The sequence below is a fragment of the Novipirellula caenicola genome, assembly GCF_039545035.1.
Classification (GTDB): domain Bacteria; phylum Planctomycetota; class Planctomycetia; order Pirellulales; family Pirellulaceae; genus Novipirellula; species Novipirellula caenicola.
The window spans coordinates 107,328-123,707 of record NZ_BAABRO010000011.1; the positions used below are offsets into that span (position 1 = coordinate 107,328).

The 16,380-nt window shown below is 57.2% G+C and carries 10 protein-coding genes; 2 read left to right on the forward strand and 8 right to left on the reverse strand.

Annotated elements, in window-relative coordinates:
• Positions 1 to 12: 12 nt before the first annotated feature.
• From ABEA92_RS19745 to ABEA92_RS19775, 7 genes are all read right to left on the reverse strand, one after another.
• Entirely contained in the window at positions 13 to 2,070 is a 2,058-nt protein-coding gene (locus tag ABEA92_RS19745; protein ID WP_345685573.1) for a hypothetical protein, read from the reverse strand.
• A gap of 309 nt (positions 2,071 to 2,379) precedes the next feature.
• Positions 2,380 to 2,724: a rhodanese-like domain-containing protein gene (locus tag ABEA92_RS19750; RefSeq protein WP_345685574.1), complete on the reverse strand. Its 345-nt coding sequence runs from the start codon at positions 2,722 to 2,724 to the stop codon at positions 2,380 to 2,382.
• A 69-nt stretch (positions 2,725 to 2,793) separates the two neighbouring features.
• Positions 2,794 to 3,654 carry an ATP phosphoribosyltransferase gene (hisG, locus tag ABEA92_RS19755; RefSeq protein WP_345685575.1) on the reverse strand — a complete coding sequence of 287 codons (861 nt, stop codon included), beginning with the start codon at positions 3,652 to 3,654 and terminating at the stop codon, positions 2,794 to 2,796.
• Between the two features lie 34 nt (positions 3,655 to 3,688).
• Entirely contained in the window at positions 3,689 to 4,045 is a 357-nt protein-coding gene (locus ABEA92_RS19760) for a phosphoribosyl-ATP diphosphatase (RefSeq protein WP_008700278.1), read from the reverse strand.
• 209 nt (positions 4,046 to 4,254) lie between these two features.
• Positions 4,255 to 7,794: a DUF7133 domain-containing protein gene (locus tag ABEA92_RS19765; RefSeq protein ID WP_345685576.1), complete on the reverse strand. Its 3,540-nt coding sequence runs from the start codon at positions 7,792 to 7,794 to the stop codon at positions 4,255 to 4,257.
• A gap of 270 nt (positions 7,795 to 8,064) precedes the next feature.
• Positions 8,065 to 10,050: a sialate O-acetylesterase gene (locus ABEA92_RS19770; protein ID WP_345685577.1), complete on the reverse strand. Its 1,986-nt coding sequence runs from the start codon at positions 10,048 to 10,050 to the stop codon at positions 8,065 to 8,067.
• Between the two features lie 170 nt (positions 10,051 to 10,220).
• A complete protein-coding gene (locus ABEA92_RS19775; RefSeq protein WP_345685578.1) occupies positions 10,221 to 11,519 on the reverse strand; it encodes a Gfo/Idh/MocA family protein in 1,299 nt (432 codons plus the stop codon).
• Positions 11,520 to 11,739: 220 nt separating this feature from the next.
• On the opposite strand from ABEA92_RS19775, the gene ABEA92_RS19780 reads away from it, so the two are divergent.
• The gene (locus tag ABEA92_RS19780) at positions 11,740 to 12,975 is read left to right on the forward strand and encodes a cofactor-independent phosphoglycerate mutase (RefSeq protein ID WP_345685579.1); all 1,236 of its coding nucleotides are present in this window, start codon (positions 11,740 to 11,742) and stop codon (positions 12,973 to 12,975) included.
• Positions 12,976 to 13,052: 77 nt separating this feature from the next.
• A complete protein-coding gene (locus ABEA92_RS19785) occupies positions 13,053 to 14,852 on the forward strand; it encodes an aspartate kinase (RefSeq protein WP_345685580.1) in 1,800 nt (599 codons plus the stop codon).
• A gap of 134 nt (positions 14,853 to 14,986) precedes the next feature.
• Here the strand turns inward: ABEA92_RS19785 and ABEA92_RS19790 are convergent, their stop codons facing one another.
• The gene (locus ABEA92_RS19790) at positions 14,987 to 15,865 is read right to left on the reverse strand and encodes a hypothetical protein (RefSeq protein WP_345685581.1); all 879 of its coding nucleotides are present in this window, start codon (positions 15,863 to 15,865) and stop codon (positions 14,987 to 14,989) included.
• Between the last annotated feature and the right edge of the window lie 515 nt (positions 15,866 to 16,380).

Below are 16,380 nucleotides of genomic sequence, written 5' to 3' on the forward strand. Positions count from 1 at the left end.
AAACGCGGAGGATTACGCCACCGGAGCACCCGAGTTTTGACTCATTCGCTTCGCCGCCACCAAGTCGTGAAACTGATGACGCAGGTTTTTCAACCAGAAAGCAAGGTACACGTTGCCAACAATCGAAATCAGTAGCAAGCCGTTGAACAGAGGTTGAGCCGCGACTGTTTTGGCGGGCGCCGGGCCGCGTGAGTACGCGTCTCGCTCGGCTGCCAACGCGGCCTCACGAGCGTCCGCTTCGCTGTAGCGGCGCTCGAGGTCCGATGGCGAACGGACGTTTTCGGCGTTATTGCGATCTTGTGACGTGTACGTTTGACCCGATGTGGATCCACCAGGGGCACTCGAGTTTCGCGGTGCAGCGTTTCCACCCGCAGTATTTGCATTCGTGTCGTAACCAGCGGGCCCGCGCGGAGGCGGCGCTGGGTTGCCAGCGGATTGGTCGGCTAGCCGAGTCGTGTTGGTGTATTGGTTGGGAATGATGCGGCCATAGCTGTCCAGCAGATTGCCGTCGCGGTCGATGGGGCGTCCATACGCGTCATAGCTCCATCCGTTCGGTGGCAGCTTGGCTGCGTCGCTACTCGATAGACGAGGGTCGGTATAGGTATTGCCGATCGCCGAAGCGGCGGTGCCATCATTTGAAAACGATTGCCCATACGTGCGGCCGCTCGGGTCACCGGCACCGGTATTGGCAAAATTGCTGCTCTGCCCTGGCGCCGACAATGGCGTCGATTGACCGTAGGGATAGGCAGGGGGTGTTTGCGTGTTCGAGGACGGGGGCGGATTGGATTGTGCTCGGGCCGCCTGTGCTCGTTCGTACTGCTCGCGTTCGTAAAGCTGTCGCTGATAGGCAGCTTGCTGCTCTTGAGCCAGTTTTTCCTGTGCGGCCCTTTCCTGCGCGGCACGTTCTTGAGCGGCCCGCTGCTGAGCGGCGGTGTCGTCGGCGGTACGCCGTGTGGTGTTCAGCGCGTCGGGGACTCGCCCAAACGTCGCCGTCGTGCCTAGTCCTGAGGTGGATGTGTTGGTCGTCGGCATTGGGGTCAGTGGCGAGTTGCCCGTTCGGTTGTCGCTTGCTGGACTGCCGACTGGGTCTGTTGACGGACCACCTGCCATGTTCGTTTGGGAACGCAAGTTCATCTGGTTCAAGTCTTGCCAATCTTTGTCGCGATCACGCACCATTTCACGAGTGTTCGTCGGATCCGTCGAAGGGCCGGACGCCAACGAACGATTGTTAGCGGTCGATGGATCGGATCCGGTGAACGAAGGAATCTCTGATCGATTCGCGTCGGGCGTTCCCGACGCGTTCGCAGCGGCGTTGTTTGATCCATTGGTGGCGGTGAAATCAAAGCCATTGCGAAGCGCGTTGGCGGCACGGTCAGCCATCCCCGCCGCGGTTTCTTCGGCCTTTTGCGCGGCACGGTTCATCGCAGCATCAAGTTCTCCGCGGGTGCGATTTCCAAGGTCTTGGGCGGCGTCGCTTAAGCCATCACGGACATTGGCAGCGGTGTTTCCGGCTGCCTCTTGTAGTGATTGGGGGATCGCGGAGGCAGGGAAAGAGAATCCCGAACCTGCGCCGGGCGAGCTGGCGTCGGGCTTCATCATCGCTTCCGCTTGAGCGGTGCTGCCGGCCGGGATCCCAGCCAATTTGTTTTGCGCACCGTGGAAACCAGGAATCGGCTGCACCGGTGAATCCGCTGTCATTTGCGGAATCGGAATCGGTTGTTCGTCGTTGGCGTCAAAGGCGTTGACGTTGCGATCACGCCGCGTCTGGGTTTCCACGATCGCAGAATTGGTCCCCCCGCTGTTGGGCACCGGAACTTCGTGGCGGAGTTGTGAGATTGCTGCCGGAGTTTCTCGCGGCAAACGCTGGTTGCCCACGCGAATCACGACGCGACTGACATGCCCTTGAACCTGAGGGTCGATGACGCTGGTCACTTCACCCGATTCCTGCAGTCGATCGATCTGATCGGCTGGGACTTGGATGATGTACTCGACACCTCCACCACCATCGGGTTGCCAACCATAGGTGACTCCGATCGCGGCGAATAGCAGTAGCACGGGGACTCCGCCCATTGCTTCAATCCTTGAACAAGTGCAAAAAAACGACCGCCAAGAGCCTTGCGTTTACACCGTCAACGATTCAAAGAAGGTTCAAATCATCTTGGTCAAGGCCACTTTTGCGCGACTAATGCTGGCGATGATAACCCCCTGAGCCCTTGTCGGTAAAGAGACATTTAGTGGGCAATTCACGCGGTATTTGAGGGGCCTGGTAAACAGGGCGGAATAGGAAGAGTGCTGACTGCGTCGCTTGGAATTGATAGCAATTGCAAATCGAAACTGACATGCGAGTTTCGTGAGAATCGTCGCCTCGCCGACAAGCCTTTAGTAGCGATTGACCGAGGGATCGATTTTTTGGCTCCAAACATCGATGCCGCCGTCCATGTTCTGGACTTTGTCAAAACCGCGACTACGCAGCGCTTCGGTCACTTGCAGGCTGCGTCCGCCATGATGGCAATGAACAACAATCCGGCGATCCTTGTGTTCTTCGAGTTCATGCACGCGGGCTCCGATCTCGCTGAGCGGCAGTAGCGTGCTGCCGGTGATCTTGGCGATCGCGTACTCGTTGGGTTCACGGACATCCAGCAACAGAAAGTCGTCGCCTTGTTTCAACATTTCGGAAACGGTTTGGACGTCGATTTGGATCGGCAGTTCGCTGGATTGGGACATCAGGAGTGGGGACCGCAGAATGAGGAGTGAAAAGTGAGGAGTTTGCAAGGAAGCGGTGGCGATTGGCCACTACAGCCGGCAATTCGACAGCGTGGTTTCAAAGATGGCCGACGCTCCGAGTTTTTCGAGCTGTTCCATCGCGTCGATTACTTGTTTTCGCTGTACCATCACGCGGACGCTGCACCAATCTTTGTCTTCGAGTGCATTGACGGTGGGCGAGTTGAATCCTGGAGTGATTTGTTCTGCGTCGGCTAACTTTGCTCGCAGAATGTTGTATTCCAGCAGCGAATAGTCTCTTGCGATCACGACCCCTTCGAGTCGTCGGACGACGCGGTCGGCAGTCGCTTTGTCGCGGCATTGATCGTTTTGGATCAGGACCGTTTCGTACGAGTCGATTTCATCAAGGATGCGAAGCCGGTTGGCCGCCAGCGTGCTGCCGGTTTCGACGAGATCGACGATGGCGTCGGCGACACCGAGCTGGATCATCACTTCGACGCTGCCGGTCAGCGAGACGAGGTGCGCTTTGGCGTCAAAGCCGGCCAAGTAACGCTGGGTGACCGCAGGAAAGCTGGTGGCAATCCGCTTGCCATTGAGTTCGGCGGCGGAGGTGATCGGTGCGTCTTCGGGGACGCAAACGGCCAAGCGACAACGGCCCACCCCCAATTTCATTCGCAATTGGACATCCGCACCCGCTTCTTCGACTAGGTCGCTGCCGGTGATTCCCATGTCGATGGCACCTTCGGCGCACAGCGTCGGGATATCATCGGTCCGCAGGAAGATCAAATCGATCGGCAAACCGCCGACGCGAGCAAACAGCCCGCGGGATTGGCGACGAAATCGCAGCCCGGCTTGATTGAGCAGATCGCCTGCGATTTCGCTGAGCCGTCCCTTGCTAGGCAATCCGATTCGGAGATTGTTTTCGGTGTCCAAAAGATTCTGCTTTCTTGTGCAATCTTGTTACTAATTACTCGGCGTTTGAGCCACTGTTTTTGCCGCGGCTGGCTTTTTCGACAAGCCCCGATGTTCCTTCGCGACGGCCCAATTCGTTGGCCACTTCGCTCAAATCGACCCCTTTCCAGGCCAGCAACACCATTGCGTGGTAGATCAAATCGCCTGCTTCGTAGACAAAATGCTCGCGTCCGGCATCGCCCTCTTCGCTGGCCGCTTCGATCATTTCCTCGGCTTCTTCGCGAATTTTTTTGCCAATCTTCTCCGGCCCCCCATCGAGCAGTTTCGTGGTGTACGAGCCTGCGGGCCGATTTTCGGCACGTTCTTGGAGCGTTTGCATCAAACGGACGAGCGGATCAAGCGAATGAGACATGGGGATCAAGTGCGGTTGGGTGACAGAGCGACATGGGCTGATTTCGTAGCAAATGTCGCCAAGACTTTCGGTCAATTGAGCGGACCGACGAAAACTACGGCCTAGCCTATTGTCCCGGCACCAATTGGCAACCGCACCCCACCAACGCAGGCCTCGTTTTGCCCCAAATATCGGCACTTTTGCCCGTTTCGCTCATTCGCCCGTTTTGCTCATTCACTCGCGGCTGCGACCGCGGATTGCTGAGTCAGCAAGTAGGCCACGACATCCTGGATCTGCTGAGCGGTCATCGTTTCGGCAAAATTGCCAGGCATCAGCGACTCCGTCGAGGCTTGACGCTGTTCGATCTCGTCGATCGCCAGCGAAAACTCCTTGCCGGTTTGGTCCGCCAACACCACCCGACCGCCCTCTTCTCGCCGCAGCAATCCGGTCACGATGTTGCCATCAATTGTCAGGATTTGCGTCATTCGGAACGACACATCAACGTTCCGATTGGGATCGACGACGTCTTCGAGCAATCGCTCGACTCCTCGATTGCCGACGCCATCGAGCTGCGGACCGACGACACCCCCCTGCCCTGCGATCTGATGACACGTGGCACAATGCTGTTTGAAGAGGACTTCGCCTTCGGCGGCTCGGGCGGTCGAAAAATCATGCCGCATGTTTTCTCGCAGCTGGATCATCCGCTGATTCGATTTTTCATCCTTGGGCGGCAAGTCACCAGCGAGCTCGGCGATCTGCGTTTTTTGCTCGGAAGTTGCATTCCGCTGGATCAATTCGGCAATGCGATTCTCCGTCAGTAATTGAGGCGACGCGTGGCCCAGCGAAATATGGGAAAGCAACAACTCAATGCCGAACGATTTTCGAGCGAGTCCCGCAGAGATCGCCTGCTGAAGGCCATACGAAGACGTTTCCAGACGCCGCGCCAGTGCGTGTTGTGCTGTCTCGCTGCCAAGATTCGCGAGAGCATCGGCCGCAGCAACGCGAAGTTCGTTCGTTTCGTCACTATCCGACAAAACGCCATCCAAGATCGGAACGATCGAGGCTTCCTCGCTCAAACGCAGCGAACTTGTCATGGCTTGTTTGCGAATCTTTGGCGATTGATTTGCGTCGTACACCAGCGACGCGACCACGGCAGCATGTTCGGTCAATCCAAACTGACCCGCCAGTTCAACGATCCGGTCACCGAATCTGTCTTCGCTGATGGTCACGACCGCGGGTTCGATTCGTCCGACGGCGACCCAGGCGTAAGCATCCGCTTGGTCTGCGTCGACAATTTCAATGACAGCGGTGCGGCCGGCGTGTTCCGTCAAGTCCCACGTGTACTGCATCGCAACATCACTTCGCGGTGGCGATTGTTTCGCAATCGTCTGGCCCGATTCGAGATCAACTAGCCGGACCAAGTTCTTTTGGGCGTCGGGCGAACCAGGGAAACCGTTGTGCCCACACATCCAAAACTGAATTTGCGTCGGAACAGTGAACGCTGGACTTCGCAAAATCCCAGTCAAGCTTTCGCCACCAGCGATGCTGTCCCAAAACAACGCATGCGAATCTCCGTCGGCCGAATTCCGCTGACGAATTCCCCACGGCGATTCCGACGCTGTGATCTCAGGAACTTGATGATTGGCCCAGTGCGCGGGACTCGATGCGATTTGACCAAGCAATTCGGCAGCGATCTCGGACCACCAACCGCGGAGCGGTTCGGATTGATCGAGTGACTTGCCGCGTTGCTGCATTCCATTGGCAACCGCCCCCAAAATTTGAAATTGGGAGCGCGGCTCGCTGGCGATTCGCTGCTTTGTGATCGAGATCAATTTGGCAACCTGGTCGTCGGTTCCATGGTTGCCGATTTGGGTGGCGATACGATCGGCCCACGCTGCGGGATTCGTCGACGTTTCTAACAACGTTAGACTCAGACCTGCGGCGTGATCCCGGTCGGTTACCGATGACACCTCGATCAATCGTTCGCGAAGATCACCCTCGATCGCTTCCAGCGGTAACCCCATGATGACCTGGTCGCTGAGAAGGTGATCACGAAGCGACAACCGAAGCGTGTGGATCAAGTGCGTGTCGTCGACCGGCGTGGTTGCCCACGTCTGCAGCATCGGTTCGACGTTGTCGCTAGCGGGATGTCGTCCCAATGCATCGGCCGCCGCGCGTTGCACAAACGCGTCGCTGTCGTGCAATGCGTTTCGAGCCAGCGACGACTCGGTGGCGGTCCAGTCGATTCGCTCGGCCAGCATTTTTATCAAGTGAGTCCGAACGATCGCATCGGGATCATGAGCAAGCCGTTCGAGCGTTTCGTCGTCAAGGGTTTTGGTTCGCTCGAGTACCCACAAACTATGAGCCCGAGCGGTGGCCGTGTTGCTCGACTCGACCGCGGCCCGGACCAAGCAGAGCGATTCTTCGTTGGCCCGATCGACCAAGAAATTTGTCGCCAGCGTTCGTACTTGCAAGTTCGGGTCGGACAGTCGATCGACAAGTTCTTTTGCAGGCAGTTGCGTCAGATCCGTCGGCCTCAATTCGATCGGCGACTTCGCATCGCCTTGATAGACGACTCGCCAAACGCGTCCGTGCGTCCGGTCGCGATCGGGATGATCCAGCGGAGCTTCATAATGTCCAATCACCAAGTTGCAAAAGTCAGCGATGTAAAGTGCTCCGTCGGGTCCCACAATCGCATCGACGGGACGAAACCAGGGATCGTCACTGGTAATGAAATCAGGCTGCGTTTGACACTGCAGTGTCGATCCTACCCGCGTTAATTGATCGCGATGAACCCGTCCGGTGACGGGGTTACAGATAAACAGATTGTCGCGATATTCCTCGGGGAAATGCTCGGCTGCGTAGTACGCGGGGCCGCAAATTCCGGTGGACCCATGTTGGTGATCAATCATCGTGGGGCCATATCCGATCGGCGGGGGATTGCCACCAAATTGCGGATAGGTGGCACCACGCAGCAGTTGATAAACCGGCTTGGAATGGCAGTCCGAATTGAACAGGTTGCCCCGTGGATCAAACGTCATTCCAAACGGATTGACTTGGCCTGCGGTCCACCGTTCAAAACGCGATCCATCCTCGCGAAACCGGTACGTGTTTCCTGAATGCAGCTTCACCACATTTCCGCTGGCGTCGCTGATTTCACTGTGGTTTGAAAATCCATGGCAACCATAAATCCAACCGTCAACGCCTCGGGTGAAGGAGCTTGCATTGCCATGGACATCGATGTTTCCAAATCGCGTGTAACGAGTCGTGATCGCATCGGATTGTCCGTCGTGATCATGGTCGACGACGTGAAAGATCGAAGGGATCGCGTAGACCAGTGCCTCGCTGCCATCGCCGAACGGGACATTTCCGATTGGAATGTTTAACCCACTGGCAAAATGAGTGATCTGCTGGGCGGATCCTCGAGGTCCAATCTCAACGACCGTCAAGCGATCACGTGGCGGGTTGTCGCCGCCGCCAGCAAATTTCCCGCGGTCCGCCTCGACTCCTTCGCTTTGCGCGGGATAGGGATATTCGATCGAATGCGTCAACCACAGTCGTCCTCGCGCATCGAAATTCAAGTTCATCGGCTGCCCGATGTCGGGATCACTTACAACGAGTTGAATTTCAAACCCGTCGGGCAGATGAAACAGGTTCACCTGATCGTCGGTTGACGGTGGCGTGGGCTGCGCCATCGCGATCGAATTCGTTGCGATCACAACGGCAATTACACCGCAGATCAACGCGAAGACGCGAATCGAGGACGCCATTGAATTTAGTCCTTCCCATTTTGAGAAGCTTGCGATGGAAAAAACTTGGTCTAGTGCTGCGTCGCAGCTTACTTTTGGGGTAGTGGACGAGGCTACGAGTCCTGCAGCACGGGACTCGTTGCCTCGTCCACTACAGCCAACTCTAATTTTTAGCTGTCACAGACCACTAGAGCATTTTCGATTTTGATGTAGCTGCCGTCGCGTTCGCGGTGGAACACGTTCTGGCGAACGCAGCTACGACATGAATCCCACGCCATTTGTTAAATCGCTCTATTTCGCTCGATAGACTTCCACTTCGCTGGTGAAGGCGAACGTGTTGTTGTAGCCGCCAGCCAAGCCGGAATGATGGTCGACGTAGGTGAGCCGAACAAATCTTGCCGTGGTGTCGTCAAACTCAATCACGGCTCGCTCGGCTTTGCCTTGCCCAAACGAATGCGTTCCGACTTCCTGAAACGTTTTCCCATTCTCGCTGAGTGAGATTGCCACGGTTTTGGTCGATCCCACATCGGGAACACCAAAGCGGACCAGGTTGATCGTTTGCGTCTTTTTCAAATCGATGGTGACCGATTTTGGAAATTCGTCGCTGACGCCGGTGGCAAAACACTGCGGGTTGCGATTGCCCCAGACGCCGTCGGTCAACCCGCTGTTCCATCCCCACGCGTTCGGGTCGCTCGATTCCCAAGTGCATCCCAGTGCAAGGTTGTAGCCGAGAGATGGATCGATAGGCCAATGCGTGTGGAACGAACACGCAGGCAGTCCGTCATTGTCCATCAAGTTCGGCATCGCCAATTTATTCCAACCAAATCGCACCTGTTTTGGTTTAGGCACGTTCGGCGATTGGACGACGACTTGGTTGCCGTCGATCGTCGCGGTCGCAGGATGGAAGTTGCCATCGATTCCGGCGATCTCGAAATCAGTTAGAGGTTTACCGTCACGAGACGCGAGTCCCGACTCGGCGTTGCGGAACATCACACGGATCGCTTCGCCATCGACTTTGTGGTTCAAGTAGAGAGGACCGCTGGGGTCGATGTCGGCTTGACCATAGGTGTCCGCCAATGCCCACAGCGACAACCGCCGTGCGACTTCCTTTTTGTGTTGCGGATGAATGTCTTTGAGCTCGGCGATGTCCGTGATCACCGCCATGCCCGTATTGGGGATTTTCATGCATTCACGCTGAGCGACCCAGAAACGAGCCAGGATTTCAGGATCCTCTTCGCCATATTGATAGGGTGCGATTTGGACGAAATAGAAGGGCAGTTCAGGCTGCTTGAATGCATTTCGCCAGGATGCGAGTAAGGCCTTTTTCTTGTCGATATAGCCCAGTCCCTCACCATGATTCGATTCGCCTTGGTACCAAATCGCCCCGCGAATCGCCATTGGAACAAGCGGATGGATCATCGCGTTGTAAAGCGCCGTCGGCGTGCCATGGCTCTTGGCCAGCGTTGCCGGCTGGGCTGGCAGCGGAGGCGCCGCTTGGTTTTGTGCGAGCGCTGTTTTTAACGATTCGGTCCACTGTTGGATTTGTTGTAAATGCGCTTCCTGCGATTTGCGGTACTCAGGCGTTCCGGGAGTTTGCGAGCGAATGCGATCGGCTTCACTTGACAGCGCGGGGACGGCTTCGAATCCATCGACGCTGGTCCATGGCTCGATCCGTGTTCCACCCCAGGCACTTTGGATCATCCCCACCGGAACACCAAGTTCCTCGTGCAATCGCAAACCAAAGTAGTAGCCGATCGCCGAGAAACTAGCCGAGGTCTCCGGGGAACTCCGCGTCCAGTTTGCATCGACATCGTCTTGCGGCGTCAGTGCGGTGGTCAGCGGGACCGCGAACAGCCGAAGGTTCGAATGCGTCGAGTTGGGAATGTCGGCTTTGGAGTCTGCCTTCATTTGCATTTCCCATTCCATGTTCGATTGCCCCGACGCCAACCAAACTTCGCCCACCAAGACATCGGTTAACTCGAGGCGGCTTGGTTCTTTGCCGGATTCGACGATCAACGATTGAGGTTCGGCATTGGCCTTCATCGAATCCAGTTCAACCTTCCACTTGCCGCTTTCGTCGGCCGTGGTGGTCTTGGTTTGGTTTGCGAACTTGACCGTGATCGATTCACCAGCGGTCGCAACGCCCCAAACCGGAACGCTCTGTTCGCGTTGCAGCACCATGTGGTCCGAGAACACCGATGCGAGCTTTAGTTCCGCTGCGGAGACCAGCGGAGTGGGAAGGAGCAGGAAGAGCGTGAAGGCGAGGATTTGTTTCATGATGGAGAGTGGGAGAGTGGGAGAGTGGGGAGCGGGCCGTAAGGCACCGGGTAATGCGTGCCACTCGACCTCGCGAGCGGCACCCCGAATCAACAATCGCTTTGCGTCATGCCGCGACTAAAGTTGATCGCGTTATTGGATGACAGGCTGGAAGCCTATCCCACATTGGGCTAGTCGATTTCCCAGCCTTTGCGGTAGGCGGTTTGGATCAACGATTGAGCCTTGGTGTTGTTGCCGGTGGACAACGTTTTGGCGTTCCAGTCGAATCCACCGGTGCGGTAGGCCACGTTGCCGAGCAAGACGGCCTCGGCCATCGGGCCGGTGTAATCGAAATTACACGTGGCCGCCTCGCCCCCTTTGCACGCGGCGATCCACTCTTTGTGGAAACCAGGCGAGTCGGGCACAAATTTTTCGGGCCGTTTGAAGTCCGCGAACTTTTCCTCGGGCAACAACTCGTGCTTGTCAAATCCGGATAACAACATGCCGTCTTCGCCAATGAACAGCGTGTTGTGGCCTTTGCCCGAGAGCCCACGCTCAGCCAGGATTGCGGGAGTGCCGTGATACCAATGCAGATCCAGCGGACTGTTTTGGTTGGTTTGGTCAAAGCGATAGGTAACGTGCATCGATTTGGGCGTTCGCTCGGCATCCACCTCGGGACCGCTTGCGTCGACATGACTCGGGTAGCGTAGTCCTAGCGACCAGTAGGGGATGTCCAAGATGTGGCAGCCCCAATTGCCGGTTTCGCCGGTTCCGTAGTCCCACCAAAAACGCCATCCGTAGGGACAGAACGACGGGTGATAGGGACGTTTCTCTGCGGGGCCGACCCACAGTTCATAGTCCAATCCCGCGGGAATCGGCGGTGTGTCTTTGGGAACCGCTGGCATGCCGCGACTGCCGCCGACCCAGCAGTGCACCTCGTTGACCTTGCCAATCGCTCCGCTTTGAATCAGCTCGACGACGCGGTGCATGTTGGGCATCGCGTGACGTTGGTTTCCAAGCTGAGTCGCGAGTTTGTTTTCGCGAGCATAGTCGGTCAACGTGCGGGTTTCCCAAACGTTGTGAGCAAGCGGTTTTTCCAGATAGGTGTGCAGCCCCAACTGCATCGAGGCGTAGGCAGGATGAAAGTGCGTATGATCGGGGGTGCTGATCACGACGCCATCAAGATCCTTGCCGAGCTTGTCGAGCATCTTGCGATAGTCGCTGAAACGCTCGGCCGACGAATATTTTTTGAACGCACCTTCGGCTCGTTTCTCATCGACGTCGACCAACGCGATCAGATTCTGAGAGTTGACGCCACCGACATTGGCAGCCCCGCGGCCGCCGACACCGATACAGGCGAGGTTCAATTTCTCGTTGGGGCTTTCGGCGGCCGAGATCCGGCGTGCCGAGGCACCGTGATAAATGGCGATTCCGGCAGCAGCTGCGGCCGTGGTTTTCAGGGCATCACGTCGAGAGATGGGTGACTTCATAGCGTGTCTTGATGGGAGGAAGGGAAAGTGGAAGGGGGAAGGATCGTGGGGAAGGATTTTTCAAAGAGGAACCGCTTCATCACGCGAGCCCTCGGTTTCCAAGCGGCCTAGTTTAACCGAATGATCCGGTAAACGCCCCCTTTCGCGGATTCCGGGACTATTGGAAACTGCCCCATTCTCGTTCTTTTTACTGAAAATCCGCGTGGGCGGAGGATTCGCCATGAAATATGTCATTATTATTCCCGACGGCTGTGCGGATGAACCGATCGATTCGCTCGGCGGCCGCACCCCGCTGCAAGCTGCCAATTTGCCCACGATGGATCGGCTCGCCGCCGAGGGTTCGCTAGGATTGGCCAACAACACGCCCGACCATTTGCCGGCGGGCAGCGAAGTCGCGAACCTCTGTTTGCTCGGCTACGACCCGGACGTCTACTTCACTGGCCGCGCACCGTTAGAAGCTGCCGCTCAAGGAATCGCGCTCGGCGAACACGATTGGGCGGTCCGCTGTAATTTGGTCACGATCGAAGACCAAACCATGGTCGACTTTACCGCCGACCACATTTCCAACGAAGAAGGTGCCGAGCTGCTGCGATCGGCCCAGGCCGAATTGTTGGCCAAAGCCGCCGCCGAGGGCGACCCGATCGCATCGCGATTGGAGTTTGTGCCAGGCGTTAGCTACCGAAATCTGCTGATTTATCGAGGCGACGCGTCCACCCCCGCTCCGTTTTCAAGCGACACACGCTCGCGAGCACCTCACGATTTGACCGATTTGTCGGTGGCGGATGAATTTCCTCGCGGTCCCGGCAGCGATCTACTGGTTCGCTTGATGAGCGAATCTGCCGAGCTGTTCGCGTCGCATCCCGTCAATCAGAAACGGATCGCCGAGGGCAAGCGGCCCGCGACCAACGTTTGGTTGTGGGGACTCGGCGGGGCACCCAAGCTGCCTAGTTTCCAAGAGCGATACGGGCTAAGCGGCGTGATGATCACCGCGGTCGATTTGCTGCGAGGCATCGCCGCACTGGTTGGTTGGCCACGAATCGAAGTGGCGGGGGCCACGGGCTATCTCGACACCGACTACGCAGCCAAAGGCCGTGCCGCGGTCGAAGCGCTCGACAAATACGATGTCGTCTGCGTGCACATCGAAGCTCCCGACGAAGCGTCGCACGAAGGTCGTGCTGACGAGAAAATCAAGGCACTCGAAAGCATCGACCAATCGATTGTTGCCCCACTTTACGAAGCGCTGCAGAAACACGGCGACTACCGTATTTTGGTGACTCCTGACCACCCGACGTTCTGCAGCACCAAAAAGCACACGCACGGAATGGTGCCGCTGTTGATCTCGGGAACCGGCGTCCAGCCGGATTCGCAATCGACCTATGACGAGATCGCAGCCGGGGCCAGCGGTCGCCGCTTCGACCATGGCTGGGATTTGATGGACGCATTCATCAAGTCATAGCGGGCAAGTGCCGACAATTCCCCCTGCCTCGTTCGTTTTCCACCCTTCACTTCCCTTTCAAATTCACACTTCTTCCCATGTCACTGATCGTTCAAAAGTTTGGCGGTACCAGCGTCGCTGATGTCGAAAAAATCCGCGCGGCGGCACGCAAGGCGATTCGCGCCCAACAGCAAGGCAACCGCGTCGTGATGGTCGTCAGCGCGATGGGCAAGAACACCGACGTGTTGTTGAAGTTGGCCAGTGACGTCAGCCCCCATCCGCCGGCGCGTGAAATGGACATGCTGGTCAGCACCGGCGAACAAGTCAGTGTGGCGCTCGTCGCGATGGCGATCGATGCACTCGGAGCCAAAGCGGTCAGTTTGACCGGGGGGCAAATCGGGATGAAGACCGACGACAGTTTCAGCAAGGCGCGGATCCAGTCGATTTCAACCGAGCGAATCGAACGTTTGTTGGACGAAGGAAACATCGTGGTGGCTGCCGGTTTCCAAGGCATCGATGATGATTTGAACATCACCACGCTCGGCCGCGGCGGCAGCGACACGACCGCCGTGGCATTGGCTTCGGTGCTCGGCGCGGACGCTTGCGAAATCTATACCGACGTCGATGGCGTCTACACCACCGACCCACGGTTGTTGCCCGAAGCTCGCCGGGTTGACGTGATCAGCTATGACGAAATGCTCGAATTGGCCAGTCTTGGGGCCGGCGTGATGCACAATCGCAGCATCGAATTCGCCAAGAAGTTCAATGTTCCGATCCATGTTCGCAGCAGTTTTTCGGACGCCGAAGGAACGATGATTGTCGCGGAAACCGAGTCGCAAACCGCTTCGGTTTGTGGTGCCGCGATGACCCCCAGCGAAGCTCGCGTGACCGTGCTCGGCGTGCCTGATGTGCCCGGGAAAAGTTTGCAAGTGTTCTCGGCGATCGCGGCTAAAAAGATTGCCGTCGACATGGTCGTGCAAAACGTGGGACTTCAAGGCCGCGCTGATATCTCGTTTACCGTTCGTCAAGAAGACCTGCAGACGACCCTGAAAACGCTCGAAGGCGTGCTGCCCGAAGTCGGCGCGGATGCGGTCACCTACGACGACCAAGTCTCGAAGGTTTCGGTGGTCGGGGTAAACATGGCCAAGCAAACCAACGTGGCATCGACGATGTTTCGCGCGTTGGCCGATGCCGATGTGAACATCCAAATGATCACGACCAGCGAGATCAAGATCTCGACGCTGGTTCCACGTTCGCAAGCCTCTGCGGCGCTGCGGGCGGTGCATCAAGCATTCTCGCTTCATCAGAAACCCGATGATGCGAAATCGTGGCACCAAATTCGATCCGAGCGAGGCAATCGTGCCGATGTCGATTCGCTGATCAGCCGGTTGCAGGCGGACGCGCTCGAGGCGTTGACGCTGACCGGGATTTCATTGACCAAAGAGCAGGCTCGCGTGACGCTGCATGGTGTTCCGGACAAACCAGGCATCGCGGCCGACATGTTCGAAACCATCGGCGAAGCGGGAATCTTTGTCGACATGATCGTGCAAGGCTATGACGGCGAAGATGGCTCGACCAGCGTCAGCTTTACCATCAACGACGATGCGATCGACGCAGGTGTCAAAGTTGCCACCGAGATTTGCAAGAAGCATGGGATGCGTGATATCCAGAGCGGTACCAACATTTCGAAAATCACGGTCAGCGGTATTGGACTGCGTAGCCACACGCATGTGGGCACCATTCTGTTTAAACAGCTTGCGGATCTAGGGATCAACATCGAGATGATTGGAACCAGCGAACTGCAGGTCAATGCGGTGATTGCCACCGAGAAGGCGGATGTGGCGACCGAGCGGCTGAAGAAGGCGTTTGCCGCGTCACTGGAATCCGGAGCGGTCTAAGTTCCGTCGCGATCACGCGGCACATCATGACCGCGAGCGTGCGTCCAAATGCGATCCCTCTCATAAAAAAACGGCCTGCGATGAATTCATCGCAGGCCGTTTCTTTTTTGGAACGATTCGATGTCGTCAACGACTTAGTTGAAGATACCAAAAACGTGGTGCAGCAATCCGCAATGTTTGCGAGCGGGTGGGCAGCAAACCGGAGCTGGCTCGCAGCAAACCGGTGCAGGCTCACAGCAGACAGGGGCTGGCTCGCAGCAAACTACTGGGGCGGGCTCACAGCAACCAGCTGGTTCGACGATCACTTCGCCACAGCAGCCTGCGGTTTCCTCGTAAACGATCGGAGCGGGCTCGGTCACAACCGGAGCCACGACGGCTTCGGGAGCAGCGGCAGCTTCGGGAGCCACCGGGGCTGCTTCTTCGACCATCGGTTCTGGAGCCGGAGCTGGTGCGGCTTCGGGAGCAGCGGGCGTTGCGACCGGGGTTGCCGCAGCTGCAGCGGCAGCAGCCGCTTTTTCTGCTTCGATCTTAGCAGCGGCCTTGGCGGCAGCAGCTTCCATCGCAGCCTTTTTCTCGGCAGCGGCTTTCTTCTCGGCAGCAGCCTTTTCTGCAGCCGCTTTCTTCTCAGCAGCGGCCTTTTTCTCGGCGGCAGCTTTCTTTTCTGCAGCCGCTTTCTTTTCGGCTTCAGCCTTCATCGCAGCTTCCTTTTCCGCAGCTGCCTTGGCTTCGGCTGCTTTTTTCTCAGCTGCTTTTGCTTCAGCAGCCTTCTTTTGAGCTGCTTTTTTCTCGGCTGCCGCCTTTTTAGCCGCTGCGTCTGCCTTTTTCTTGTCGGCCTTGGGTTTATCAGCCTTTGGCTTTTCCTGATCCGCTACCGCTTCGGTTGCAGCTTCGGTGGCTTCGGCTGCTTTTTCGGCAGCTTTGTCTTGGGCGGTACCATGCTGAATCGGAGCCACCAACATGCCTAGGGCAGTCGCGGCGAAGAGCATGGAATAAAGGGTGGTCTTGCGTTTCATCGGTTACAGGATCCTTCGTGAAGTAAAGCTTGAGGGGGGGGTGATGCGTTGCTGAAAACGAATGGGGGGACCGTTAGACGAGCCAATGTTCGCTCGTCTGTCGTCACGCTGGCTCGTCCAGCGATGACAGTTCGAAACAGGCTATTCCTCTGGCGGGTAGAGATGACTGATTTCGTGAACCGTTTTGGCGGTAGCCACGGTTTCGACACCACCGAGCCGGGCGATTACCCAAACGGCTAATCTGACCGCGGTGATGTCGTACGGAATCAGCAGTCTCCGGAAAGGGGGGGGGGGCCGAGGCTGTTTCGTGGTCGCAAGTCAAACCGATCGAGTCGGCTGGGACTGCCAAAGCTGGATCCGTTTCGAGCTAGCGAACAAACCGCCATCCTAATTGCCATCGAGGAAAAGCCAACCGATTTAAGGAATGTCGGCCCTATTCCTGCGAAAAACTTCCGATTTCGAGGATTGTTCGGTTTACGCGGTCGCATGCGGATTCGTTGGCTGATTCCGCTCGA